Origin of the sequence: Diaphorobacter sp. MNS-0 (assembly GCF_019602835.1) — a bacterium.
GTDB lineage: Bacteria > Pseudomonadota > Gammaproteobacteria > Burkholderiales > Burkholderiaceae_C > Diaphorobacter > Diaphorobacter nitroreducens.
In genome coordinates this window covers 441,397-465,856 of the sequence record NZ_CP080761.1, presented here as the reverse complement: position 1 = coordinate 465,856, position 24,460 = coordinate 441,397, and the positions used below count along the sequence as shown (strand labels likewise).

General features: G+C 64.4%; 32 protein-coding genes and 1 tRNA gene. 8 read left to right on the top strand and 25 right to left on the bottom strand.

Annotation, left to right across the window (positions count from 1 at the left end):
• Nucleotides 1-2: 2 nt before the first annotated feature.
• Nucleotides 3-719, bottom strand: a complete 717-nt coding sequence (locus K2L43_RS02295) for a YggS family pyridoxal phosphate-dependent enzyme (protein WP_220638416.1) — start codon at nt 717-719, stop codon at nt 3-5.
• Between the two features lie 39 nt (nt 720-758).
• Here K2L43_RS02295 and K2L43_RS02290 point away from each other — a divergent pair, with 39 nt between their 5' ends.
• The 4 genes from K2L43_RS02290 to K2L43_RS02275 all read left to right on the top strand — a co-directional run bounded on the left by K2L43_RS02290 (nt 759) and on the right by K2L43_RS02275 (nt 4,685).
• Nucleotides 759-1,802: a type IV pilus twitching motility protein PilT gene (locus K2L43_RS02290; protein WP_047350274.1), complete on the top strand. Its 1,044-nt coding sequence runs from the start codon at nt 759-761 to the stop codon at nt 1,800-1,802.
• A 76-nt stretch (nt 1,803-1,878) separates the two neighbouring features.
• The gene (locus tag K2L43_RS02285) at nt 1,879-2,508 is read left to right on the top strand and encodes a Crp/Fnr family transcriptional regulator (RefSeq protein ID WP_047350275.1); all 630 of its coding nucleotides are present in this window, start codon (nt 1,879-1,881) and stop codon (nt 2,506-2,508) included.
• A gap of 46 nt (nt 2,509-2,554) precedes the next feature.
• Nucleotides 2,555-3,691: a PilT/PilU family type 4a pilus ATPase gene (locus tag K2L43_RS02280; RefSeq protein ID WP_012655455.1), complete on the top strand. Its 1,137-nt coding sequence runs from the start codon at nt 2,555-2,557 to the stop codon at nt 3,689-3,691.
• A gap of 64 nt (nt 3,692-3,755) precedes the next feature.
• Nucleotides 3,756-4,685, top strand: a complete 930-nt coding sequence (locus K2L43_RS02275; protein WP_011803878.1) for an NAD(P)-dependent oxidoreductase — start codon at nt 3,756-3,758, stop codon at nt 4,683-4,685.
• A gap of 97 nt (nt 4,686-4,782) precedes the next feature.
• Here K2L43_RS02275 and K2L43_RS02270 read toward each other — a convergent pair whose 3' ends face one another.
• The 3 genes from K2L43_RS02270 to K2L43_RS02260 are packed head-to-tail and all read right to left on the bottom strand — an operon-like array spanning nt 4,783 to nt 6,504.
• Nucleotides 4,783-5,457 (bottom strand): BON domain-containing protein, encoded by a 675-nt coding sequence (locus K2L43_RS02270; protein ID WP_012655453.1) that lies wholly within the window; start codon nt 5,455-5,457, stop codon nt 4,783-4,785.
• Nucleotides 5,454-6,047 carry an SIS domain-containing protein gene (locus K2L43_RS02265; RefSeq protein WP_220638415.1) on the bottom strand — a complete coding sequence of 198 codons (594 nt, stop codon included), beginning with the start codon at nt 6,045-6,047 and terminating at the stop codon, nt 5,454-5,456. The genes K2L43_RS02270 and K2L43_RS02265 overlap by 4 nt, the downstream gene beginning before the upstream one ends.
• Nucleotides 6,048-6,105: 58 nt before the next feature.
• Nucleotides 6,106-6,504 (bottom strand): YraN family protein, encoded by a 399-nt coding sequence (locus K2L43_RS02260; RefSeq protein ID WP_135149859.1) that lies wholly within the window; start codon nt 6,502-6,504, stop codon nt 6,106-6,108.
• Between K2L43_RS02260 and rsmI the strand changes: the two genes are divergently transcribed.
• Nucleotides 6,504-7,442 (top strand): 16S rRNA (cytidine(1402)-2'-O)-methyltransferase, encoded by a 939-nt coding sequence (gene rsmI / locus K2L43_RS02255; protein ID WP_220638414.1) that lies wholly within the window; start codon nt 6,504-6,506, stop codon nt 7,440-7,442. The genes K2L43_RS02260 and rsmI overlap by 1 nt on opposite strands.
• Nucleotides 7,443-7,647: 205 nt before the next feature.
• Here rsmI and K2L43_RS02250 read toward each other — a convergent pair whose 3' ends face one another.
• Together K2L43_RS02250 and K2L43_RS02245 are read right to left on the bottom strand one after the other, a co-directional pair.
• Nucleotides 7,648-8,577: a lysylphosphatidylglycerol synthase transmembrane domain-containing protein gene (locus K2L43_RS02250; RefSeq protein ID WP_220638413.1), complete on the bottom strand. Its 930-nt coding sequence runs from the start codon at nt 8,575-8,577 to the stop codon at nt 7,648-7,650.
• Nucleotides 8,574-9,605, bottom strand: coding sequence for a glycosyltransferase family 2 protein (locus K2L43_RS02245; RefSeq protein ID WP_220638960.1), 1,032 nt, complete (start codon nt 9,603-9,605; stop codon nt 8,574-8,576). Before K2L43_RS02245 ends, K2L43_RS02250 begins: the two co-directional genes overlap by 4 nt.
• 103 nt (nt 9,606-9,708) lie before the next feature.
• On the opposite strand from K2L43_RS02245, the gene K2L43_RS02240 reads away from it, so the two are divergent.
• The 3 genes from K2L43_RS02240 to K2L43_RS02230 are packed head-to-tail and all read left to right on the top strand — an operon-like array spanning nt 9,709 to nt 13,570.
• Nucleotides 9,709-11,226: a glycosyltransferase family 39 protein gene (locus tag K2L43_RS02240; RefSeq protein ID WP_011803871.1), complete on the top strand. Its 1,518-nt coding sequence runs from the start codon at nt 9,709-9,711 to the stop codon at nt 11,224-11,226.
• Entirely contained in the window at nt 11,223-12,233 is a 1,011-nt protein-coding gene (locus K2L43_RS02235; RefSeq protein WP_220638412.1) for an NAD-dependent epimerase, read from the top strand. The genes K2L43_RS02240 and K2L43_RS02235 overlap by 4 nt, the downstream gene beginning before the upstream one ends.
• A complete protein-coding gene (locus tag K2L43_RS02230) occupies nt 12,230-13,570 on the top strand; it encodes a UDP-glucose/GDP-mannose dehydrogenase family protein (protein WP_220638411.1) in 1,341 nt (446 codons plus the stop codon). Before K2L43_RS02235 ends, K2L43_RS02230 begins: the two co-directional genes overlap by 4 nt.
• A gap of 146 nt (nt 13,571-13,716) precedes the next feature.
• Here K2L43_RS02230 and K2L43_RS02225 read toward each other — a convergent pair.
• The 19 genes from K2L43_RS02225 to K2L43_RS02135 all read right to left on the bottom strand — a co-directional run bounded on the left by K2L43_RS02225 (nt 13,717) and on the right by K2L43_RS02135 (nt 24,407).
• A tRNA-Met gene (locus K2L43_RS02225) sits at nt 13,717-13,793 on the bottom strand.
• A gap of 24 nt (nt 13,794-13,817) precedes the next feature.
• Nucleotides 13,818-14,207, bottom strand: a complete 390-nt coding sequence (gene rplQ / locus K2L43_RS02220; protein WP_047350282.1) for a 50S ribosomal protein L17 — start codon at nt 14,205-14,207, stop codon at nt 13,818-13,820.
• Nucleotides 14,208-14,296: 89 nt separating this feature from the next.
• Entirely contained in the window at nt 14,297-15,289 is a 993-nt protein-coding gene (gene rpoA / locus K2L43_RS02215; RefSeq protein ID WP_011803867.1) for a DNA-directed RNA polymerase subunit alpha, read from the bottom strand.
• Between the two features lie 111 nt (nt 15,290-15,400).
• Nucleotides 15,401-16,024, bottom strand: a complete 624-nt coding sequence (gene rpsD / locus K2L43_RS02210) for a 30S ribosomal protein S4 (protein ID WP_012655444.1) — start codon at nt 16,022-16,024, stop codon at nt 15,401-15,403.
• Nucleotides 16,025-16,112: 88 nt separating this feature from the next.
• Entirely contained in the window at nt 16,113-16,517 is a 405-nt protein-coding gene (gene rpsK, locus K2L43_RS02205; protein WP_011803865.1) for a 30S ribosomal protein S11, read from the bottom strand.
• Nucleotides 16,518-16,534: 17 nt separating this feature from the next.
• Entirely contained in the window at nt 16,535-16,900 is a 366-nt protein-coding gene (rpsM, locus tag K2L43_RS02200) for a 30S ribosomal protein S13 (protein WP_011803864.1), read from the bottom strand.
• A gap of 23 nt (nt 16,901-16,923) precedes the next feature.
• Nucleotides 16,924-17,037: a 50S ribosomal protein L36 gene (gene rpmJ / locus K2L43_RS02195; protein ID WP_003050535.1), complete on the bottom strand. Its 114-nt coding sequence runs from the start codon at nt 17,035-17,037 to the stop codon at nt 16,924-16,926.
• Between the two features lie 144 nt (nt 17,038-17,181).
• On the bottom strand, nt 17,182-18,501 hold the full coding sequence (gene secY, locus K2L43_RS02190) for a preprotein translocase subunit SecY (protein ID WP_011803863.1): 1,320 nt from the start codon (nt 18,499-18,501) through the stop codon (nt 17,182-17,184).
• Between the two features lie 23 nt (nt 18,502-18,524).
• The gene (rplO, locus tag K2L43_RS02185; protein WP_011803862.1) at nt 18,525-18,956 is read right to left on the bottom strand and encodes a 50S ribosomal protein L15; all 432 of its coding nucleotides are present in this window, start codon (nt 18,954-18,956) and stop codon (nt 18,525-18,527) included.
• Between the two features lie 10 nt (nt 18,957-18,966).
• Entirely contained in the window at nt 18,967-19,149 is a 183-nt protein-coding gene (rpmD, locus tag K2L43_RS02180; protein WP_012655443.1) for a 50S ribosomal protein L30, read from the bottom strand.
• A gap of 14 nt (nt 19,150-19,163) precedes the next feature.
• Nucleotides 19,164-19,685: a 30S ribosomal protein S5 gene (rpsE, locus tag K2L43_RS02175; protein WP_011803860.1), complete on the bottom strand. Its 522-nt coding sequence runs from the start codon at nt 19,683-19,685 to the stop codon at nt 19,164-19,166.
• A gap of 17 nt (nt 19,686-19,702) precedes the next feature.
• Nucleotides 19,703-20,068 carry a 50S ribosomal protein L18 gene (gene rplR / locus K2L43_RS02170; RefSeq protein WP_011803859.1) on the bottom strand — a complete coding sequence of 122 codons (366 nt, stop codon included), beginning with the start codon at nt 20,066-20,068 and terminating at the stop codon, nt 19,703-19,705.
• An 11-nt stretch (nt 20,069-20,079) separates the two neighbouring features.
• Entirely contained in the window at nt 20,080-20,613 is a 534-nt protein-coding gene (gene rplF, locus K2L43_RS02165) for a 50S ribosomal protein L6 (protein ID WP_011803858.1), read from the bottom strand.
• Between the two features lie 24 nt (nt 20,614-20,637).
• Nucleotides 20,638-21,033 (bottom strand): 30S ribosomal protein S8, encoded by a 396-nt coding sequence (gene rpsH, locus K2L43_RS02160; protein WP_220638410.1) that lies wholly within the window; start codon nt 21,031-21,033, stop codon nt 20,638-20,640.
• A 20-nt stretch (nt 21,034-21,053) separates the two neighbouring features.
• On the bottom strand, nt 21,054-21,359 hold the full coding sequence (gene rpsN, locus K2L43_RS02155) for a 30S ribosomal protein S14 (protein WP_011803856.1): 306 nt from the start codon (nt 21,357-21,359) through the stop codon (nt 21,054-21,056).
• Between the two features lie 9 nt (nt 21,360-21,368).
• Nucleotides 21,369-21,908, bottom strand: coding sequence for a 50S ribosomal protein L5 (rplE, locus tag K2L43_RS02150; RefSeq protein WP_103738498.1), 540 nt, complete (start codon nt 21,906-21,908; stop codon nt 21,369-21,371).
• 9 nt (nt 21,909-21,917) lie between these two features.
• The gene (gene rplX / locus K2L43_RS02145) at nt 21,918-22,238 is read right to left on the bottom strand and encodes a 50S ribosomal protein L24 (protein WP_011803854.1); all 321 of its coding nucleotides are present in this window, start codon (nt 22,236-22,238) and stop codon (nt 21,918-21,920) included.
• A 10-nt stretch (nt 22,239-22,248) separates the two neighbouring features.
• Nucleotides 22,249-22,617: a 50S ribosomal protein L14 gene (gene rplN, locus K2L43_RS02140; protein WP_011803853.1), complete on the bottom strand. Its 369-nt coding sequence runs from the start codon at nt 22,615-22,617 to the stop codon at nt 22,249-22,251.
• Nucleotides 22,618-22,808: 191 nt separating this feature from the next.
• Nucleotides 22,809-24,407, bottom strand: a complete 1,599-nt coding sequence (locus K2L43_RS02135; RefSeq protein WP_220638409.1) for a glycerol-3-phosphate dehydrogenase/oxidase — start codon at nt 24,405-24,407, stop codon at nt 22,809-22,811.
• Between the last annotated feature and the right edge of the window lie 53 nt (nt 24,408-24,460).

Below are 24,460 nucleotides of genomic sequence, written 5' to 3'. Positions count from 1 at the left end.
TATCAGGCCGGGTAGTGGCGCGCACCGAAGATGCCGCTGCCCACGCGCACCATGGTGCTGCCGGCGCGCACCGCGGCCTCCAGGTCGCCGGTCATGCCCAGCGACAGGGTATCGACCGCCTCGAACCCCGGGCCGCCATTCGCGCGCAGGGTGTCGAACACCTGGCGCACGCGCAGCAGCACGGCCAGTTGCGCGGCCTCGTCGGGCGCCGGGTCGGGGATGCTCATGACGCCGCGCAGCGTGAGCCGCGGCAGCGCTGCCACCGCCTGGGCCAGCGCCAATGCCTCCTCGGCCGGCACACCGGCCTTGGTGGCGCCACCATCCACGTTCACCTGGATACAGACCTGCAGCGCGGGCAGGTTGTCGGGACGTTGGTCGGACAGACGCTGCGCCGTCTTGGGGCGGTCCACCGTGTGCACCCAGTCGAAGTGCTGGGCCACCAGGCGGGTCTTGTTGCTCTGCACCGGGCCGATGCAGTGCCACTCCAGCGGCTGCGGCAGCCCGAGCGCCGCCACCAGAGCCATCTTTTCCACGGCTTCCTGAATGTAGTTTTCGCCAAACCGCCGCTGGCCCGCCAATGCCGCGTCACGCACGGCCTCGGGGCCGAAGGTCTTGGAAACCGCCAGCAGCGCCACGGCATCGGGTGGCCTGCCGGCCGCCGCGCAGGCGCGCGCGATGCGCTCCCGCACATTCTGGAGGTTGCTGGCAATCGTCGTCATAATGTTCGCCCAAGCGTATCAAACGATAAGAGGGAATCCGTGGACATCACCCAATTGCTCGCCTTCAGCGTGAAGAACAAGGCGTCCGACCTGCACCTTTCCGCCGGCCTGCCGCCCATGATCCGGGTCCACGGGGACGTACGCCGCATCAACGTCGATGCACTGGACCACAAGACCGTCCACGCCATGGTGTACGACATCATGAGCGACGCCCAGCGCAAGACCTACGAAGAGTTCCTGGAAGTGGACTTTTCCTTCGAGATCGACGGCCTGGCGCGCTTTCGCGTCAACGCGTTCAACCAGAACCGTGGCGCGGCCGCGGTGTTCCGTACCATTCCGAGCAAGATCCTGACGCTGGAGCAGCTCAACGCGCCGCGCATTTTTGCCGACCTGGCGCTCAAGCCACGCGGCCTGGTGCTGGTGACGGGCCCCACGGGTTCGGGCAAGTCCACCACGCTGGCGGCCATGGTCAACTACCTCAACGAAAGCGAGTACGGCCACATCCTCACCATCGAGGATCCGATCGAGTTCGTGCACGAGTCCAAGAAGTGCCTGGTCAACCAGCGCGAAGTGGGGCCGATGACGCTGTCGTTCGCCGCGGCCCTGCGCTCAGCGCTGCGCGAGGACCCGGACGCCATTCTGGTGGGCGAAATGCGCGACCTGGAAACCATCCGCCTGGCCATGACCGCCGCCGAGACCGGCCACTTGGTGTTCGGCACGCTGCACACGTCCAGCGCCGCCAAGACCATCGACCGGATCATCGACGTCTTCCCCGCTGAAGAAAAGGAAATGGTGCGCGCGATGTTGTCGGAGTCGCTGCAGGCGGTGATCTCGCAGACGCTGTGCAAGACCAAGGACGGCTCGGGCCGCGTGGCGGCGCACGAGATCATGCTGGGCACGAGCGCCATCCGCAATCTGATCCGCGAGGCCAAGGTGGCGCAGATGTACTCCACCATCCAGACCAGCAACAGCGTCGGTATGCAGACGCTGGACCAGAACCTCTCCGACCTGGTGCGCCGCAACATCATCAGCCCGGCCGAGGCGCGCAGCAAGGCCAAGATTCCCGAGAACTTCCCCGGCTGACCCCCCTCCAAGGCGGGCCCGCACACTTTTTCACTACCCGGCTCGTTGGTACACGAGCCCGCATCGGAGCCCCATCATGAAAGGCATCCTCGGCCTGCTCAAGTCCAAAAACCGCAAGTCCGGCGAGGAGAGCACCGACTCTGTGTTCTTCACCACCGCATTTGCCGGCCAGGGCGTGGAGCAATCACAACTGGTCCCCTGGGAGGCGCGCGCCGTCGAAGTCGATGCCAAGCGCCTGCCCCAAAGCCGTGGCGGTAGGCTGCTGCAGTCGCTGTGGAGCAAGGACAAGTACATGGCGCACCTGGACCACGACGCCGTGGAACGCATGGAGCGCTTCTTCGAGTTCGCCTCCGTTGCGCCCAACCGCGACCTGATCCGCCAGGACGAATACGGCAACTTCATGGTCGTGCTGCTCACGGGCACCATCGCCGTGGACCGTGTCCAGCCCTGGGGAGAGCAACTGCGCCTGGCCGAGACGCGGCCCGGCGATATCCTGGGCGAGATGTCGCTGCTGGACAGCGGCATCCGTTTTTCGGCGTGCACCACGCTCACGGAATGCGAGATCGCGGTGCTCAGCGCCGAGGCGCTGGATGAGATGATGGCCCACGACCCGCAACTGGCCGCCAGCCTGGTGGCCCTGCTGGCGCGCAAGCTGTCGCAGCGCCTGCGCGTGGTGAGCGCGCGTCTGAGTGAAAATCAACGCTGAACAGCCCGGCACAACAACACAAGGCTGACGACCAAGGGGGTATGGGATGGAACGGGATCAGGCGAGCAAATTCATCAACGATCTGCTCAAGCTGATGGTCAGCCGCGGGGGGAGCGACCTTTTCATCACGGCGGAGTTTCCGCCGGCGATCAAGGTCGACGGCAAGGTCACCAAGGTCTCTCCCCAGCCTCTGACGCCCAACCACACGCTCACGCTGGCGCGCGCCATCATGAGCGACAAGCAGGTGGCCGACTTCGAGCGCACCAAGGAGTGCAACTTTGCCATCTCGCCCGCGGGCGTGGGCCGGTTCCGAGTGAACGCCTTCGTACAGCAGGGCCGCGTGGGCATGGTGCTGCGGACGATTCCGCTCACGCTGCCCACCATCGACGGCCTGGGCGTTCCGCAGGTGCTCAAGGAAGTCACCATGACCAAGCGCGGGCTGTGCATCCTGGTCGGCGCGACGGGCTCGGGCAAGTCCACCACGCTGGCCGCCATGCTGGACTGGCGCAACGAGAACTCCTTCGGCCACATCATCACGGTGGAAGACCCGGTGGAATTCGTGCATCCGCACAAGAACTGCGTGATCACGCAGCGCGAGGTGGGCCTGGACACCGACAGCTGGGAGGCGGCCCTCAAAAACACGCTGCGTCAGGCGCCGGACGTGATCCTGATGGGCGAAATCCGCGACCGCGAGACCATGGAGCACGCCGTGGCGTTTGCCGAAACCGGCCACCTGTGCCTGGCCACGCTGCACGCCAACAGCGCCAACCAGGCACTGGACCGGATCATCAACTTCTTCCCCGAGGAGCGGCGCGCCCAGTTGCTGATGGACCTGTCGCTGAACCTCAAGGCACTGATCTCGCAGCGCCTGATTCCCAAGCAGGACGGCAAGGGGCGCGCGGCTGCCGTCGAGGTGATGCTGAACACGCCGCTGATCGCCGACCTCATCTTCAAGGGCGAGGTGGCCGAGATCAAGGAAATCATGAAGAAGAGCCGCAACCTGGGCATGCAGACCTTCGACCAGGCACTGTTCGACCTGTTCGAGGCCAACGTGATCAGCTATGAGGATGCCCTGCGCAACGCCGACTCGGTGAACGACCTGCGCTTGCAGATCAAGCTCAGCAGCCAGCGTGCCAAGACGACGGACCTGGCCTCGGGCACCGAGCATTTCGCCATCGTCTGATACCCCCACACTCGCCCCACCCGGCCCGCCCCTGCGGGCCTCTCTTTTTGACGGAGCCCAACCCATGAGCAGCAGCATCAATCCCCGCACCTACGATCCGGTCCCCGCACGCCGCGTGGCCTTCCTGGGCTTGGGCGTCATGGGCTACCCGATGGCGGGGCACTTGGCATCGGCGGGCCATACCGTGACGGTGTACAACCGTACCGCTACGAAATCAGAAGCATGGTGCGCTGAATTCAAGGGCGTTGCAACCGTAAAACATGCCAAGACGCCGCGCGAGGCCGCACAAGGCGCGGACATCGTGTTTTGCTGCGTGGGCAATGACGACGACCTGCGCTCCGTGGTGCTCGGGGCCGACGGCGCGTTCGCCGGCATGCAGCAGGGTGCGGTCTTCGTGGACCACACCACGGCATCCGCGGCGGTGGCGCGCGAACTCTATGGCGCCGCCCGCACGCTGGGCCTGCAGTTCATCGACGCGCCGGTCTCCGGCGGGCAGGCCGGCGCGCAAAACGGGCAACTGACCGTGATGTGCGGCGGCGACGCTGCAGCCTTCGATGCCGTACGCCCTACGGCGATGGCCTTCTCGCGCGCGTTCACCCGTATTGGCGACAGCGGCGCCGGCCAACTGGCCAAGATGGTCAACCAGATCTGCATTGCCGGACTGGTGCAGGGTCTGTCCGAGGCGATCGCCTTCGGCCAGCACGCGGGCCTGGACATGCCGCTGGTGCTCGACGTGATCGGCAAGGGCGCTGCCCAGAGCTGGCAGATGGACAACCGCGGCAAGACCATGGTGGAGGGCCGTTTTGACTTCGGCTTTGCCGTGGACTGGATGCGCAAGGACCTGGGGCTGGTGCTCGACGAAGCCAAGCGCAACGGTGCGCGTCTGCCGGTCACGGCGCTGGTGGACCAGTTCTATGCCGACGTGCAGCTTGCCGGCGGCAACCGCTGGGACACGTCCAGCCTGATCACCCGCCTGGCGCCCAAAAAAGACTGAGGCCCCAGGCGCACTGCCCGCGCAGGGCGGGCAGTGGTTCAATCGCCTGTCACAAGGCGCGGATGGTGCCGACTTGTTCGGCGCGAGCAGCCCGTGCTCAGGGCTTGACTGGCTGCGCCGCCGCGGCGGGGTCCTGCGAGACGGGCGCGGGCTGCTGCGCCGCGCCACCGCGGATCAGTTCCTCTTCGGAGATCACCTCGAACACGCGCACGACCTTGCGTACGCCATCCACGCCGCGCGCGATCTCCGCGGAGCGCTTGGCTTCGCGCTGCGTGACACGGCCCATCAGGTACACCACGTCGCGCTCGGTGACGACCTTGAACGCATTGGCAGACAGGTCCTTGGCGTCCACGAGGCTCGCGCGCACCTTGGTCGAGATGAAGGCGTCGCGCGAGCGCTGCGTCAGCGAGGACGCGGGCATCACGCCCAGGTCGTTGACCACCGAGCGCACGTTGTCCACGCCTTGCGCGATCTGCTCCACCTTCTGGCCGTCGGCGGCCGTGGGCACTTCGCCCGTCAGCAGCACCTGGCGGTTGTAGCTGGTCACGTTCACGTGCACGCGGTCGCCCAGGGTCTCACGGATGCGGCTGGCGGTGCGCATCTCGATGCCTTCGTCCTCCACCTGGGTGCCGGTGGTGCGCCGGTCGGTCGCCATCAGGGTGCCGACCACGGCACCGCCGCCGATGACCAGCGGCGCGCAGCCGGCGAGGCTGCCGGCCAGGGCCGCGGCAGCGAGCGCGGCGCTAGAAATTCGCAGCAGGGGAAATGTCATAGAGGAATCTCCTGTTCTCCAAGTAACTGGGCGTCCACGCCGTCGCACAGGCAGTGCAGCACCAGCGCATGCACCTCGCGCACACGGGCGGCTCGGTCGTTCGGCACGCAGATCTGGACATCGGTTTCGTGCAGCAACGCGCTCAACGCCCCACCGTCGCGGCCACACAGGGCGACCACGGTCATGTCCCGCTCATGGGCGGCCTGCACGGCCTGCAGCAGGGCTGGCTCGTTGCCGCCGATGGTGATGACCAGCAGCAGATCTCCTGCCTGCCCCAGGGCGCGCACCTGGCGCGCCAGCACGGCGCTGTCCGCTACGGCGCTGGTGCCGGTGGCCAGGGCATCGGGCAGCAGGGCCAGCGCCGCCAGTTCGGGCCGGTCGCGCTCGAAACCGGCCACGCAAAAGGCCGCGAACTGCAGGGCCTGCGCGGATGAAGGGCCGCTACCACAGGCCAGCACCTTGGCGCCGTTGGTCACACAGGCCCAGATGGCCTGCACGGCTGCGCTGATGGGATGACTGAGCGCCTGGGCCGACTGGTATTTCAGGTCGGCGCTGTCGATGAAATGCTGTTGGATGCGTTGCTCAAGCATGGGCCGTGAATGATACCTGGGGGTATCGCGGCGCCTGTAGCAAACGGTAGGCCGCGCGCTACGCGGCGTCGAATGCGCCGCGCAGCCACTGCAGCCGGTCGCCCTCGATGAGCACCGCATCGAAGCGGCACGGCGGCGGTGCGGGCCAGCGCAGCAGGTAGTGCTGCGCGGCAAAGACGATGCGCCGCTGCTTGGCCACGCCGATGCTGCCGCCCGCGCCGCCGTAGCCGCTGGCGCCGCGGCTGCGCACCTCCACGAACACCAGCGTGCCGTCGCGCTCGCGCAGGATCAGGTCGATCTCTCCGCCGCCGCGCCCCGGCGTCCGATAATTGCGCTCCACCAGCGCCAGGCCCGCCGCCGTGAGATGGGCCAGCGCGCGGTCTTCCGCCGCCTGTCCCGCGGCACGCGTGGTGCGCGCGGGCGCACTGCCATTCACCTTCTTGCCGAGGAATCCCATTGAGCGCCTCTTTTGCCTCTGCCTTGAGCGCCGCGCGCGATGCGGCGGCCGCGCAGCATTATCCGCAGGGCGCCCTGTACGTGGTCGCCACGCCCATCGGCAACCTGGCCGACATCACACTGCGTGCGCTGCACGTGCTGCAACTGGCCGACACGCTGGCGTGCGAGGACACGCGCCACACCCAGTCGCTGCTGCGCGCCTACGGCATCGACAAGCCCTCCGACCGCCTGCTCGCGCTGCACCAGCACAACGAGGCGCAGGCCGCGCAGATGGTGGTGCAGCAACTGCAGGCCGGCCAGCGCGTGGCATACGTGAGCGACGCCGGCACGCCCGGGGTAAGCGATCCCGGCGCGCGCCTGGTGGCGGCCGTGCAGGCCGCGGGGCTGCGCTGCATTCCGCTGCCGGGCGCCAGCAGCGTGACGAGCGCGCTGAGCGTCGCGGGCGCGGTGGCCCCCACCGCGGACAGCGGCGGCTTCCTGTTCGCGGGCTTTCTACCGCCCAAGGGCGCCGAACGCACGGCCGCGGTGCAGCGCCTGGCGGCCGAGCCGCGCTGCGTGGTACTGCTGGAGGCGCCGCACCGCATCGCAGCGCTGGCCGACACACTGGCGGACCTGGGCGAGCGGCCGGTGACACTCGCGCGCGAACTCACCAAGCAGTTCGAGGAAGTCTCCACGCATCCCGCGCGGGAGCTGGCCGCCTGGCTGGCCGGCGCTCCCCAGCGGGTCAAGGGCGAGTTCGTGGTGCTGCTGCACCCGTTGGCGGCCACGCCGGGCGACGGTGCGGAGGCCGAGCGCGTGCTGCGCCTGCTGCTGGACGAGCTGCCGACCAAGACCGCGGTGAAACTGGCGGCCGACATCGCGCACGCCTCGCGCAACACGCTGTACGAGCGCGCGCTGCAGATCAAGCGGGACGCAGAGGCCGCGGGCGAACACGGCTGAATCGCGCCGGCGCCCCGGCGCCGGCAGCGCCAGTGCCCCTTCCGACCGGCATGCACGGGCACGGCGCCGCTGCATGGTCGGCGCGGGCACGCCCTTCATTTCAAGCCCAATTGACCTCCAGCGCTTATCCATCCATCGCAAGGTGCTATCAATTTGATAAAAGTACGCCAATGATGGCCAGGCCATCGCGGGCCAGCGCCCGGGCCTACCGCCCCGCGCTGCGCGGCAGGCCGAACGCCAGCGCCCCCAGCGCGCCCTGCGCCAGGCCGTAGACGCCATAGACCACGCCCACGCCCACGGCGGCGGACGCGGCCACGCCGAAGGGGGCCAGCGCGGCCACGGCGGCCGCCTCGCGCGTGCCCCAGCCGCCCACGCTCACCGGCAGCGCCGCCATCAGGAACACAGGCGCGATCGCCCAGGCCCACACGCTGGCCGGCAGCGCCACGCCCAGTGCCAGCCCGCCCCCCGCCAGCGCCGCGGCCGACAGCAGCTGCACCGCCGCCGATGCCCCGGCCTGCCAGACCAGTTGACGCGGGAAGTCGGGGCGCGTTGCGGCTTCACGCAGCGGCGCGAGCCAGCCGCCCGCAATCCGGCGGCTGCGCAGCAGCGCAGGCAGGCACCACGGCAGCGCCAGCCACAGCAGCGTGCCCACAAGCATCAGCGCGATGAAAAGTCCCCTTGGCAACCGCAGCCAGGGCGCCAGCACGTCGGCACAGGCGGCAGCGCCCAGGCCGCCGATGGCGCACAGCATCCACAGGCCGCTCAGCCGGTCGAGCACCACCGACCAACTGGAGGCCGCCGTGTCCTGACCGGCACCACGCAGTACCACGGCGCGGTACACGTCGCCCCCCACCACGGCCCCCGGCAGCAGCGCATTCAGGCCGATGGCCTGGAAGTACCAGCGGCAGGCATCGCGCGCGCTCGCGTCGGCGCCCAGCCACCGCGCCAATGCCCGCCAGCGCAGCGCCGAGACGAGGTTGGAAGCGATGCCCGCCAGCAGCCCCGCCAGCAGCCACACTGGCTGGGCCTGGCGCAGTTGGCTCCACACGCGGGACGGATCGGCCAGCGCCACCACTGCGCCCAGCAGGGCCAGGCCCACCAGGCCGCGCAGCAGGGCCTTGAACGGACGTTTCACGCTATCTTATTAGTAGCTGCTTGCGCTTGCTGGTCGCGCGCCGCAGGCATATTTACTCTTGAATCCGGCACATATTCCTGCGCATGGAACTGCGGTGCCCCGCCGGCCTCGTGGTAGATGCGCATCAGCAGCTCGCCGATCAGGCCCGCCACCACCATCTGCACGCCCATTAGCACCAGCATGACGCCGGCAAGCAGCAGCGGCCGGCCGCCGATGTCCTCGCCCAGCACTTTCTGCAGCAGCAGCCAGGCCAGGATCAGCACGCCCGGCGCAGCCAGCCACAGCCCCAGCCCGCCAAAGGCATGCAGCGGGCGCTGGCGGTAGCGCATGAAGAAGACGATGAGGATCAGGTCCAGGATGACGCGGAAGGTGCGGTCGATGCCGTACTTGGACACGCCGCGCGTGCGCGCATGGTGGCGAACCGGCACTTCAGTGATGCGCGCGCCCGCCTCCTTGGCCAGCGACGGGATGAAGCGGTGCAGCTCGCCGTAGAGGCGGATACGGTCGATGATGGGCCGGCGGTAGGCCTTGAGCGCGCAGCCGTAGTCGTGCAGGTGCACGCCCGTGGCGCTGGAGATCAGCCGGTTGGCGATGCGCGAGGGCAGCTTGCGCGACAGCTCCGCGTCCTGCCGGTCCTTGCGCCAGCCGCTGACCATGTCCACGCTGGAGTCTGTCTCCAGGCGCTCCAGCAGCAGCGGAATGTCGCCGGGTTCGTTCTGCAGGTCGGCATCCAGCGTCACCACATAGCGGCCGCGCACGCGATCGAAACCCGCCTGCAGGGCGCTCGACTGGCCGTAGTTGCGTGCCAGGAACACCGGGCGCAACCAGGGGCGCGTGGCCGCCAGTTCACGCAGCGTGTCGGCGCTGCCGTCGCGCGAGCCGTCGTCCACCGCCAGCAGTTCGAAGCTGAGCGGCTGCGCGGACATCGCCTGCGCGATGCGCTCCACGAGGTCGGGCAGGTTCTCGACCTCGTTGTAGATCGGCACCACGATGGAGACGTCGGGCGTTGGAGTAGGGGCGGTGTTCATCAAGGAAACAGTTGTAGCGGGATAATGGCTGCGATTGTGCCTCGCGCGCCCCGCGCGTTCGCGCCCGCCGGACGCACACAGTGCGCTACTTTCCCCTTGCCCCATGACCGCCTCCACCGCGCCCCGCGCGCTTTCGTCCCGCCTTCCCTGGACCCACCCGCTGTTCTGGTTCGCGGCCATCTCGCTGGCGCACGTGGCCATGCGCCTGCTCGCTTCGCCCGCGCTGAAGTGGGATGAGGCCGAGCAGATTCTGTGGACCCAGGAGCTGGCACTGGGCTACGGCCCGCAGCCGCCGCTGTACACCTGGCTGCAATGGGCGATGAACCAGGTGTTCGGCCCCAGCGTGCTGGCACTGTCGCTGCTCAAGCATGGGCTGCTGGCACTGACGTATTCGCTCATGTACCTGGCCGGGCGGGAACTGCTGGACGAGCGGGGGGCCTTCTGGGCGTCGGCGAGCATGGTGCTGATGCCCGCGCTGGGCTGGTATTCGGTCCGCGACCAGACCCATACCATCCTCGTCACGGCGATGGCCTGTGGCGCGTGGTGGCTGCTGCTGCGCATCGTGCGGCGCCCCCGGCCACTGGACTTTGCCTTGCTGGGGCTGGTGTGCGGCTTCGGCATGCTGGCCAAGTACAGCTTCGCGCTGGTGGCGGGCGCCATGCTGCTGGCGGCACTGTCGGTACCCGAGGCGCGCCGCGCGCTGCTGTCGCGCGGCTGGTGGTGGGCGCCCCTGGTGGGCCTGCTGGTCGTGCTGCCGCATGTGGCATGGCTGCTGTCGCACCTCACCGAGGCGACGTCCGGCACCATCAGCAAGATGAACATCCAGCCTGAAAACGGGCTGGTCAAGGGCCTGCTGAGGCTGCTGGAGGGCGTGGTCCCCAGCACGCTGCTGCTGTGGGCGCTGTTCGCGTTGTGGGCTTTCCGTTCGGCCTGGTGGCAGCGGCCGCTGGCGCCGGTGTCGCCGCCGATGCACCGCGTGTTCGTGCGCTACCTGGGCCTGGTGTTGCTGGCGCTGGCCGGCATGGTGGTGTTTGCAGGCGTGAGCAACTTCAAGGGCCGCTGGATACTTCCACTGCTGTGTATGGCACCCCTGGCCGCCTTCTCTGCGCGGCCCGAATTGCAACACCATCCCCGTGCACGGCGCTACACGATCGCCGTGGCCACGATGGCCGTCATCCTGCTGGTCGCTGCCGGCATACGCCCCTGGTTCAGCGGGCTGCGCGGCGAGGTGGATGAGCTGAACCACCCGTCCATCGAACTGGCGGACGCCCTGCGCGCCGCGGGCTATGACGGCACCAGCCCCATCGTCGCATCCGACCATATGCTGGCCGGTATGCTGCGGGTGCGCTTTCCCGACGCACTGGTGGACGCCTGTGCGCCGGGCGAAGACGAGATCCCGACCTGCGTCGCGGACCATTTGCGCCGCAGCGTGCAGCGGGGGCAAGGCCTGCTCTTGATTTCACGCACCGACTACGTTCCGTCGAGCTGGTGGGATCAGGCCCAGGCCCGCATCGCGCCGCGTGCGCTGCAGTCCATCCACCTGCCCTTCCACATGGTGCGCGCGGGCACACCCCTGGCCCATTACGAATACATCTGGAGCCCACGCGGCACACAACCATGAGCGTCACCCTGGTCACCGGCTGCGCCGGCTTCATCGGCATGCATTGCGTGCAGCGGCTGCTGGAGCGCGGCGAACGGGTGGTGGGCATCGATAACCTCAATGCCTACTATGACGTCGGCCTGAAGCACGCGCGCCTGGACCGCTTGCACTGTCAGAGCGACTTCACTTTCGAGCAGATCGATGTCGCCGACCGCGACGCCATGCATGCGCTGTTTGCGCGGGTGCGTCCCCATCGGGTGTTGCATCTGGCGGCACAGGCCGGCGTGCGCTACTCCATCGACCAACCCGACGATTACACCGACTCCAATCTCCTGGGCTTCGGCAACATCCTGCAGGGCTGCCGCGCACAGCAGGTGGAGCACCTGGTGTTTGCCAGCAGCTCCAGCGTGTACGGAGGCAACGCGAAGTTGCCGTTCTCCGAGCGCGACGCGGTGGACCATCCCGTCAGCTACTACGCGGCGACCAAGAAGGCCAATGAGGTGATGGCGCATGCCTACGCGCACCTGTACGGCATTCCGACCACGGGCCTGCGGTTTTTCACGGTGTATGGGCCATGGGGGCGGCCCGACATGGCGCTCTTCAAGTTCACCCGTGCCATGCTTGCGGGCGAGACGATCGACGTCTACGGCGAAGGTCAGTTGGTGCGTGACTTCACCTACATCGACGACATCGTCGAGGGCGTATTGCGCGTACTCGACAAGCCCGCCACACCCGACGCCGCATTCGATCCACTGTCGCCGTCGCCCGGCACGGGCCACGCGCCCTACCGTATCTTCAATATCGGCAACAGCGCTCCTACGCTGCTCATGGACTACATCCATGCGCTGGAGGAGGCGTTGGGGATTGTCGCCCTCAAGCGCATGCTTCCACTACAACCCGGCGACATGCACAGCACGGCGGCCGACATGTCGGCGCTGGCTTCCTGGGTCGGCTTTGCCCCCCATACGCCCGTGCGGGACGGCGTGGCGCGCTTCGTCCACTGGTACAAGGACTTCTATCCATCATGAAAGTTACGGTTTTTGGCACCGGCTATGTCGGCCTGGTGCAGGGTGCAGTGCTGGCCGACGTCGGCCACGATGTGATCTGCGTGGACGTCGATGCCGCCAAGGTGGCCGCGCTGCAGGCGGGCCATATCCCCATCCACGAGCCGGGGCTGGAGCCCCTGGTGAAAGCCAACCAGGCGGCAGGCCGCCTGCGCTTCACTACTGACGCTGCTCAGGGCGTGGCCCATGGGGAGCTGATCTTTCTCGCCGTCGGCACCCCGCCCGATGAGGACGGCAGCGCCGACCTGCAGCATGTGTTGGCCGTCGCGCGCACCATCGCTACGCACATGACCGAGCCGAAGACCATCGTCAATAAATCCACCGTCCCCGTGGGCACGGCCGACAAGGTCGCCGATACCGTACGCAAGGTGCTGGAGACGCGGGGCGTGGCCTTGGCATTCGAGGTGGTGTCCAACCCCGAATTCCTCAAGGAAGGCGCTGCCGTCGCCGATTGCAAGCGGCCCGACCGCATCGTCATCGGTACACGCGCACCCCAGGCCGAGCGCCAGTTGCGCGAGCTGTATGCGCCTTTCAATCGGAACCACGATCGCATCGTGATGATGGATGTACGCAGCGCCGAACTGACGAAGTACGCCGCCAACGCCATGCTGGCCACCAAGATCAGCTTCATCAATGAAATGGCCAACCTGGCCGAGCAACTGGGTGCGGACATCGAAGACGTGCGCCGCGGGCTCGGAAGTGACCCGCGCATTGGCTACCACTTCATCTATCCCGGCGTGGGCTACGGCGGGAGCTGCTTTCCCAAGGACGTCAAGGCCCTCATCCACACGGCCCAGTCCATTGGCTTCACCCCCGATCTGCTGCTGGCGGTCGAAAGCCGCAATGACGCGCAGCGGCAGTTGCTGGCGCGGCGCATCATTGCGCACTACGGCGGCAACCTGCGCGGCAAGACCATCGCGGTCTGGGGGCTGGCCTTCAAGCCGGAAACCGATGACATGCGCGAAGCGCCCAGCCGTTACCTCCTGCAGAGCCTGTGGGCGGCAGGCGCCCAGGTGCGCGCCCACGACCCGGCCGCCATGGACGAGGCCCGGCGCATTTTCGGAGAGCGTGACGACCTGGTGCTGTGCGGCAGTCCCACCGAGGCATTGGAAGGAGCGGACGCGTTGGCCATCGTGACGGAATGGAAAATCTTCCGCGTGCCCGACTTTGCGCAGATGGCCCATGCGCTCCACGACCGTATGGTCTTTGACGGACGCAACCTCTATGACCCCGAGACCATTGCGCGCTTCGGCCTGGGGTACGTATCAATAGGACGCGCGCCAGTCGTCGGCATGTCCTGAAACCCAACCACGTGGGGGACCTAAGACAACAGAGGGCCGTTTCCGTCCGCCCTCGGGTCCCGCGCGCCGCAGATTCAAGAAGCGGAGCAGCCTGAACAAAAACAAAAAGGCCCACCGAGGTGGGCCTTTTTTTGACTGCCAGAATTTGGTTGCGCGAGAAGGATTTGAACCTCCGACCTTTGGGTTATGAGCCCAACGAGCTACCAGACTGCTCCATCGCGCGGTAGACAGAAATTATAACCTATATTTAAGCTTCCGTGGAAGAAACTTCAGGCGTCTCAGAACGATCAACCAGTTCGACGTACGCCATGGGCGCGTTGTCGCCCACCCGGAAGCCCATCTTCAGAATGCGGGTGTAGCCGCCGGGACGCGTCTTGAAACGCGGACCCAGGTCGTTGAACAGCTTCGTCACGCTGTCACGATCACGCAGGCGATTGAAAGCCAGGCGGCGATTCGCAACGGAATCTTCCTTGGCCAGGGTGATCATGGGTTCGATCACGCGGCGCAGTTCCTTGGCCTTGGGCAATGTGGTCTTGATGGCCTCGTGCTCGATGAGCGAGTTCATCATGTTCTGCAGCATCGCGAGGCGGTGCGAGCTGGTGCGATTGAGTTTACGGAGACCGTGTCCGTGGCGCATGGTGCTTTCCTTTGATGTAATTAAATCGGGCAGCCGTATCAGGTACTGCCCGAGGCACTGGCTCTTTTCAGAGAGCCTAAGATTATAACTTAACGCTTGTCGAGCCCTGCCGGAGGCCAGTTCTCGAGCTTCATACCGAGGGTCAGGCCGCGCGAAGCGAGCACTTCCTTGATCTCGTTGAGCGACTTGCGACCCAGGTTCGGCGTCTTCAGCAGTTCATTCTCGGTTCGCTGAATCAGATCACCGATGTAATAGATGTTCTCCGCCTTGAGGCAGTTGGCGGAGCGAACGGTGAGTTCCAGTTCGTCCACAGGACGCAGCAGGATCGGATCGAAGGTCGCAGCGCCGCGAGAGCTTGCCGGCGCATCGAAAGCTGCCAACTCACCGCCTTCCAGCTGCGCGAACACTGCCAGTTGTTCCACCAGAATCTTGGCGGAAGCGCGGACCGCGTCCTCGGCAGTAATAGCGCCGTTGGTTTCGATCTCGACGACGAGCTTGTCCAGGTCCGTGCGCTGTTCCACACGCGCGCTCTCAACGGTGTAGCTCACGCGTTTCACCGGCGAGAAGGAAGCATCCAGCACGATACGGCCAATGGACTTCGTCGCCTCGTCCGCGTAGCGGCGCAGGTTGCCGGGCACGTAGCCGCGGCCCTTCTCCACCTTGATCTGCATGTCCAGCTTGCCGCCCGCGGACAGCGTGGCAATGACGTGCTCGGGGTTCACGATTTCAACGTCGTGCGGCGTCTGGATGTCGCGCGCCGTGACGACGCCTTCGCCATCCTTGCGCAGGCTCAGCGTGACTTCGTCACGGTTGTGCAGCTTGAACACCACCCCCTTGAGGTTCAGCAGGATGTTGACCACATCCTCCTGAACGCCGTCAATGGACGAGTATTCGTGCAAGACACCGGCAATCGTCACCTCCGTTGCTGCGTAACCCACCATGGAAGAGAGCAGTACACGGCGAATGGCATTGCCCAGCGTGTGCCCGTAACCGCGCTCAAAAGGCTCCAACGCCACCTTGGCACGGTTGGGGCCAAGTTGCTCGACATTGATTGCCTTGGGTTTCAGCAAATTGGTTTGCATGCAGACTTCCTCTCAATACCCCCAGCTCGTTACACCGGTAAGGCTGGTGAAGCGCCTAAACCGCGATGCCTCGCGGTTCAGGGACGATTTCGGCTAACTTAAAGCTATGGTTTAACGCGAGTACAACTCAACGATCAGGGATTCGTTGATGTCTGCACCGAACTCATCGCGATCCGGGACCTTCTTGAAGGTACCTTCTACCTTGTCGGCATTCACTTCGACCCAAACGGGCATGCCCACCTGCTGCGCCAGTTGCAAGGCTTCAACAATACGTGCTTGCTTCTTGGATTTTTCGCGTACCGCAACCACGTCGCCGGCCTTGACCAGATAGGATGCGATGTTGACGCTCTGACCATTCACCGTGATGGCCTTGTGGGACACGAGCTGACGCGCTTCGGCACGGGTCGAGCCGAAGCCCATGCGGTACACCACGTTATCCAGGCGGCACTCGAGCAGGCCGAGCAAATTAGCTCCCGTGTTGCCCTTGAGGCGCTCAGCGGCCTCGAAATAGCGGCGGAATTGCTTTTCCAGCACGCCATACATGCGCTTGACCTTCTGCTTTTCGCGCAGTTGCAGACCATAGTCTGACGTACGCGCACCGGAAGTACGGCCATGCTGGCCTGGCTTCGAATCAAACTTGGCCTTGTCCGCGATAGAGCGGCGTGCGCTCTTCAGGAACAGGTCGGTGCCTTCGCGGCGGGAGAGTTTGGCCTTAGGGCCGAGATAACGTGCCACTTTTTATATCCTTGAATCGACTGCCGCAGCGGACTGCGGGAGCCACCATCGCACCAGGCGATCGGTGGCGGTGGGCTTATGAAACCAATTAAATACGGCGGCGTTTCTGGGGACGGCAACCGTTGTGGGGCACAGGCGTCACATCCGAGATGGAGGTGATGCGGATGCCGAGAGCGCCCAGCGCGCGCACCGAGGATTCGCGGCCAGGACCGGGACCCTTGATTTCGACATCGAGGTTCTTGATGCCTTGTTCAATGGCTGCGCGACCGGCCACTTCCGATGCCACCTGAGCAGCAAAAGGAGTCGACTTGCGCGAACCCTTGAAACCCTGGCCACCAGAAGAAGCCCAGGACAGAGCGTTGCCTTGGCGATCGGTGATCGTAATGATCGTGTTGTTGAAGGAGGCGTGCACGTGGGCGATGCCGTCCGAAATGTTCTTGCGAACCTTCTTGCGCACACGTTGCGCGGCATTATTGGCAGGAGATTTAGCCATAGTGATCTTTCAGAATCTTACTTCTTCAGTGCCGCTGCACCCTTGCGCGGGCCCTTGCGGGTGCGTGCGTTGGTGCGCGTGCGCTGACCACGCATCGGCAGACCGCGACGATGACGGAAACCGCGATAGCAACCAATGTCCATCAGTCGCTTGATGTTCATCGTGGTCTCACGGCGCAGGTCACCTTCGATGGTGAACTGAGCGATCTGGTCGCGAATCTTCTCCAGATCGGCATCGGTCAATTCCTTGACCTTCTTGGAATAAGCAATTCCGCATGCCTCGCAAATCTTGCGAGCACGGGTACGCCCGATCCCGTAGATGGCCGTCAGGCCAATCTCGGTGTGCTGATGGGGCGGGATATTGATACCAGCAATACGTGCCATGTTCGTCCTCTAATACTTCCCAATCAACCTTGGCGCTGCTTATGGCGCTGATCCGTGCAGATCACGCGCACAACGCCCTTACGGCGGATGATTTTGCAGTTACGGCAAATTTTCTTGACCGAAGCCGAAACCCTCATTGCATTCTCCTAAACTTGTCCAATCGTTCCGGCCCAGTGCGCGGAACACAAAATAAGTGCCCGCGATGGATCGAAGGGCATCAATAAGCCGTTGCTTCTTGGCGAACCCGCGACTATAGCGCATTCGCCAAAGGCACACGGACATCAGGTACCTAATGTCGTCTTGAAGTTAGCCTTCTTCAGCAGCGACTCGTACTGCTGCGACATCATGTAGTTCTGTACCTGAGCCATGAAGTCCATCGTCACGACAACGATGATCAGCAACGACGTACCACCAAAATAGAACGGCACGTTGTACTTCAGGATCAGGAACTCGGGCAGCAAACACACGAATGTGATGTAAACAGCCCCGGCCAGCGTCAGCCGCACCAGGATCTTGTCGATGTAGCGCGCGGTATGTTCACCCGGGCGGATGCCTGGAATGAATGCTCCGCTCTTCTTCAGGTTGTCTGCCGTTTCGCGGCTGTTGAAAACCAGAGCCGTGTAGAAGAAACAGAAGAAGATGATCGCCGCGGCGTAGAACATCACATAGACCGGCTGGCCGGGCGTCAGTGCCGCAGAAATATCACGCAACCACCGCATCGACTCTCCCGCACTGAACCAATTCACAATGGTTGCAGGCAGCAGGATGATGGACGATGCAAAGATTGGAGGAATCACACCGGCCATGTTGAGCTTCAAAGGCAGATGGGAGGATTGCCCACCATAGACCTTGTTGCCCACCTGGCGCCGCGCATAGTTCACCAGTATCTTGCGCTGACCACGTTCGACGAAGACGACGAAGTACGTCACCAGTCCCACGACGATCACGATGAAGATGGCTGCCAGGATGCTCATCGCCCCTGTGCGCACCAACTCCAACAGACCACCGATAGAACTGGGCAGACCCGCGGCGATACCGGCAAAGATCAGGATCGAAATACCGTTGCCCAGGCCACGCTCGGTGATCTGTTCACCCAGCCACATCAGGAACATCGTGCCGGCGGTCAGGCTGACCACTGCCGTGAGCCGGAAGCCGAAGCCCGGACTCAACACGAGACCTGCAGAGCTCTCCAGAGCCACCGCAATACCCAGCGATTGGAAAATCGCCAAGCCCAACGTTCCATAACGGGTGTACTGCGTGATCTTGCGGCGCCCGGCCTCCCCTTCCTTCTTCAACTGCTCGAATGTGGGCACCACATAGGTCATCAGCTGCATGATGATCGATGCCGAGATGTACGGCATGATCCCCAGCGCGAAGACCGTGAAGCGCGAGAGCGCTCCACCCGAAAACATATTGAAAAGGTTGAGAATGCCGCCCTGCTGGCCACTGAACAACTGCTGCAGCTGCGCCGGGTCAATCCCAGGAACGGGAATGTGCGCGCCGATGCGGTACACAACCAACGCGAGCAGCAGAAAGACCAGACGCCGGCGTAGATCGCCAAACTTACCGGTTTTTGCCAGTTGAGCTGCGTTAGTAGCCACAGATGCCTTTCGTCAGAACCAGATCAGGCCAGGCTACCGCCGGCCGCTTCGATGGCAGCCTTGGCGCCAGCAGTTGCGGTGATTCCCGACAGCTTCACAGCCTTGGAAATCTCGCCACTCTTGATCACCTTGACCACCTTGGCCAGCTCGCCCACCAGTCCTGCGTTCTTCAACGCCAGCACATCCACCTCAGCCAACCCCAGGTTTTCCAGGGCGGTCAAGGAGATTTCCGCATTGAACTTCAGCAGGTGCGATTTGAAGCCGCGCTTGGGCAGACGGCGCTGCAAAGGCATTTGACCGCCTTCGAAGCCCACCTTGTGGTACCCCCCGGAGCGGGACTTTTGTCCCTTGTGGCCACGGCCAGCGGTCTTGCCCAGGCCGGAACCAATGCCGCGACCAACGCGGCGCGCGGCGTGCTTGGCACCATCTGCGGGCTTGATGCTATTGAGTTCCATCATCAACCTCTCAGAGGACTTTGACCAGATAGCTGATCTTGTTAATCATGCCGCGCACTTCAGGCGTGTCCTTGAGTTCGCTGATGCTGTTGAGCTTGCGAAGACCCAGGCCACGAACGGTAGCGCGGTGCGATTCTTTGGTGCCAATCGGGCTGCGCACCAGTTGAATCTTGATGGTTTGTTGCGTTGTCATTGCACGCCTCCCTATCAGGCAGCGAAGAGGTCTTCGACCGTCTTACCGCGCTTAGCGGCCACTTCGGCCGGCGTAGTGGAATTGGTCAGGGCGTCAAACGTGGCGCGAACCATGTTGTAAGGGTTGGACGAACCGTGGCTCTTGGCCACGATATCGGTAATGCCCATCACCTCGAACACGGCGCGCATCGGGCCGCCAGCGATGATGCCGGTACCCTTGGGGGCCGGGGCCATCATCACCACGGCTGCGCCGTGGTGGCCCGTCACGTTGTGGTGAATGGTGCCGTTCTTCAGCGACACCTTCACCATGTTGCGACGTGCCTCTTCCATGGCCTTTTGCACGGCGGCGGGCACTTCCTTGGACTTACCCTTGCCCATGCCCACGCGGCCGTCACCATCGCCAACCACCGTCAGCGCAGCGAAGCCCAGAATGCGGCCACCCTTCACGACTTTGGTCACGCGGTTGACCGCGATCATTTTTTCGCGCAGACCGTCGTCCTGACCTTCGCTCTGTACCTTGGGTTGAAATTTAGCCATTTTGTATTCCGCTCCGCTTAGAACTGCAGGCCGGCTTCACGGGCTGCATCGGCCAGGGCCTTCACGCGGCCGTGGTATGCAAAACCTGCACGATCAAATGCAACCTTCTCGACACCGGCCGCCTTCGCCTTCTCAGCGATGCGCTTGCCGATGATCTGGGCTGCAGCGGCGTTGCCACCCTTGCCCGAGCCACCGAGCGACTTGCGCACATCGGCTTCGGCCGTGGATGCGCTGGCCAGCACCTTGCTGCCATCGCCGGAGATCACACTGGCGTAGATATGGAGATTCGTACGATTGACCGTCAGACGCGCGACACCTTGCTGGGCAATGCGGATGCGGGTCTGGCGGGCACGACGAAGACGCTGCTCTTTTTTGGTCAACATGCTGCAGCTCCTTACTTCTTCTTGGTCTCTTTGATCGTGACTTTTTCGTCCGCGTAGCGGATACCCTTGCCCTTATAGGGCTCGGGCGGACGAACGGCACGGATCTCGGCGGCCAGCTGGCCCACCACTTGGCGGTCAGCACCCTTGATCACGATTTCGGTGGGCGTCGGCGTGGCAACGGTGATGCCGGTGGGCATCTCGAAGTTCACGGGATGCGAAAAACCGATGGCCAGGTTCAGCTTGTTGCCGGAGGCTGCTGCCTTGAAGCCCACGCCAATCAGCGTCAACTTCTTCTCAAAGCCCTTGCTCACACCGACCACCATGTTGTTCACTAACTGGCGCACGGTGCCGCTCATGGCATTGGCTTCACGCGAGTCGTTGACCGGCTCAAAGCTCAGCTTGCCTTCGTTGTTAGACACCTTCACCAGCGCGTTCTGCGCCAGCGACAGCACGCCACCAGCACCCTTGACACTGATCTGGTCGTCCTTGATGGACACATCCACGCCTGCGGGGATGCTTACCGGGGATTTACCTACACGGGACATTTCAGTCTTCTCCTCAATGCCACGTTAAGCGACGTAGCAAAGCACCTCGCCACCGACACCGGTAGCGCGCGCCTTGCGGTCGGTCATCACACCCTTGGGCGTCGTGACAATTGCCACACCCAGGCCGTTCATGACTTGCGGAATGGAACCACAGCCCTTGTACACGCGCAGGCCGGGACGGCTCACGCGCTCGATGCGCTCGATCACCGGGCGACCGGCGTAGTACTTCAGGGTGATTTCGAGTTCAGTCTTGCCGCTGTCGGACTTCACTTCGAAGCCGTCGATATAACCCTCGTCCTTCAGCACCTGGGCGATGGCAACCTTCACTTTGGAAGAAGGCACCGACACGGTGGCCTTGGACACCATTTGTGCGTTGCGGATGCGGGTCAGCAAGTCAGCGATGGGATCACTCATGCTCATGTTGTATCTCTCCTGCCTGCTTACCAGCTGGCCTTGGTGACACCGGGGATGTCACCGGCAAATGCCAGTTCACGGATCTTTGCGCGACCCAGACCGAATTGACGGAAAGTGCCACGGGGACGACCGGTGATTTCGCAGCGGTTACGCTGGCGCGTGGGGTTGGCGTTGCGAGGCAGTTTCTGCAGGCCCAGACGGGCCGCTTCGCGCTCTTCGTCGCTGCGCTTGGCATCGCCGGCAATCGCCTTCAGTTCCGCGTACTTGGCGGCGTACTTGGCGGCCAGTTTTTCGCGCTTCAGTTCGCGCTGGATCAAAGCTACTTTAGCCATACGCTGCCTTTAGTTCTTGAACGGGAAACGGAAAGCCGTGAGAAGCGCCTTGGCTTCTTCGTCGGTCTTGGCCGTCGTGGTGATGCTGATGTTGAGGCCGCGCAAGGCATCCACCTTGTCGTACTCGATCTCAGGGAAAATGATCTGCTCTTTGACGCCGATGTTGTAGTTGCCACGGCCGTCGAATGCGCGACCGGAGATACCACGGAAGTCGCGCACGCGGGGCAGCGCGATCGTCACGAAGCGATCCAGGAATTCGTACATCCGCGCACCGCGCAGCGTCACCATGCAGCCAATGGCCTGGCCTTCGCGGATCTTGAAACCGGCGATAGCCTTCTTGGCCTTGGTCACCACGGGCTTCTGACCTGCGATCTTGGTCAGGTCCGCCACGGCGTTGTCCATGATCTTCTTGTCCGCCACGGCCTCGCTCACGCCCATGTTGAGCGTGATCTTGGTCAGACGGGGAACCTGCATGGGCGAGGTGTAACCGAACTGCTTGACCAGTTCGGGGGCGATCTTGTCGCGGTAGATTTCTTGCAGTCGTGCCATGTGGACTCCTTAGGCAGCCTTGATTTCGGCGCCGCTGGACTTGAACACGCGAACACGCGTGCCGTCGGCCTGCACCTTGATGCCCACGCGGTCAGCCTTGCCGGTAGCGGCATTGAAAATGGCCACGTTGGATTGGTGGATGGGCATGGCCTTTTCCACGATGCCGCCAGTCGTACCCTTCATGGGGTTCGGCTTGACATGCTTCTTGACCAGGTTAATGCCTTCGATGACCAGATGAGAGTCATCCTTGCGCAGCGACACCGTGCCGCGCTTACCCTTGTCGCGCCCGGTGAGCACGATGACTTCGTCGCCCTTGCGGATCTTGTTCATGGCGCGTCCTTCAGAGAACTTCGGGAGCCAGGGACACGATCTTCATGAAGCGCTCGGTACGCAGTTCACGCGTCACGGGGCCGAAGATGCGGGTGCCGATGGGCTCCAGCTTGGAATTGAGCAACACTGCTGCATTGCCGTCGAACTTCACGAGCGAACCGTCGCCGCGGCGGATACCCTTCGCCGTACGCACAACCACTGCGCTGTAGACCTCGCCCTTCTTGACGCGGCCACGCGGAGCAGCTTCCTTCACGCTCACCTTGATGATGTCGCCAACGCTGGCATAGCGACGCTTGGAACCGCCCAGCACCTTGATGCACAGGACGGACTTCGCGCCGGTATTGTCGGCAACGTCTAACCGAGATTCTGTTTGGATCATTTCAATATTCCCAACTTGCACCAGCGGTCGAATGCCCCGAAGCCTTTCAAGGCGGCCGACCTGCCAGTCAGTCTTGGGCCCGTCGTCCACGCCGCAAACCATTTGCGGCGCTTCCCGCTGGGCAGAAACCTCGCGCACTTAACGCGAAGCCCGGTAGTATCGCAAACTTAAAACCGGGCGTCAAGCGCTTTTTATACCGGCACCGTGGCGTAGTGTGCGGCCAACTCTAGGAACGCGGGCAGCTGCGGGTCCTGGCCGGGGATTTCCTCGCGCAGGATGTCCGCCACGCGCGGCGCCAGCGCGGCCGCCAGGCGCGCATCGAGAAACAGCACGCGCGAGCGCCGTGCGAGCACGTCCTCCACGGTGCGTGCGTACTCATGGCGCGCGGCAAAGCGCACCATGGCCTCGCTGAGCCCTTCGGCCAGTTGCACCTGCGAACCCGGAAGGGCTTGCACCCGCGCGGCCTCGTCACCGTAGGAATGCAGACCCTGGGGCGCGTTCATTCCCTGTCGCTCCCGGGTGGCACCGGCTCCTACCAGAGGCAGCGCAACGGTGATCCCGCCCGGGCGGCGCGGCAGCAGGTGTTCGTCCATGCACTTGAGCAGTACATCCTCGGCCATGGCGCGGTAGGTGGTCCACTTGCCGCCAGTCACGGTGACCAGCCCGCTGCGGCTGGCCAGCACGGTGTGTTCCCGGCTGATGCTCTTGGTGGCGGCGGCGTCTTCGTCCGAGGGCTTGACCAAGGGACGCAGGCCCACCCAGATGCTGCGCACATCGCTCGCCTGGGGGGCGCGCCGCAGGTAGCGCGCCGATTCCCCCAGGATGAAGGCCACTTCCTCCCGCATGGCCTGGGGCTCGCGCGCCAGATCCTGGCGTGGGCTGTCGGTCGTGCCCAAAATCACCTTGCCCAGCCAGGGCACCGCAAACAGCACCCGCCCGTCGGCCGTCTTGGGCACCATCAGCGCATGGTCGGAGGGCAAGAACTCGCGGTCCACCACGATGTGCACCCCCTGGCTGGGCGCCACCATGGGCTTGGCGGGCTGGCCGCTCACATCGCCATCGCGCTGGCGCAGGGCATCCACCCACACGCCGGTGGCGTTGACCACGCAGCGCGCACGCACCTCGTAGCGCCGCCCGGTCTCGGCATCCTGGCAAACCACGCCCGCCACCTTCCCCCCGTCGTACAACAGGTCGTCCACGGGGCAGTAGTTGAGCAGCAGGGCCCCCCGCTGCGCGGCGGTACGCGCCAGGGCCAGGGCCAGTCGGGCGTCGTCGAACTGCCCGTCCCAATACTTCACGCCGCCCTTGAGCCCGTCGGCCATGGCCGTGGGCAGGCAGCGCAGGGTTTCCATGCGCCCAAGGAATTCGGTAGGCCCCAGGCCCGCCTTGCCGGCCAGGGCGTCGTACATCTTCAGGCCCACACCGTAGAACGGTGTTTCCCACACCTTGTAAGAAGGCATGACGAATGCCAACGGCTGCGCCAGGTGGGGGGCGTTGCGCAACAGCGTGGTGCGCTCGTGCAGCGCCTCGCGCACCAGGGCGATGTTGCCCTGAGCGAGGTAGCGCACGCCGCCGTGCACCAGCTTGGTGGCACGCGAGGAGGTGCCCTTGGCGAAGTCGTGCGATTCCAGCAGCACGACGGAAAAGCCGCGCGCCGCCGCATCCAGCGCCACCCCCAGGCCCGTCGCCCCACCTCCGACGACCGCTAGGTCGTAGGTCACGGGTTGAGCCAGGCGGGCCAGCAGGTCGGCCCGTACGGTTGCCAAAGGGGTGGAGGTGTCGCTAGTCATAAGGGGAATGGTCCGTAACCCTGGCGGAAAAATCAGGGTTTACCCTGAATTGT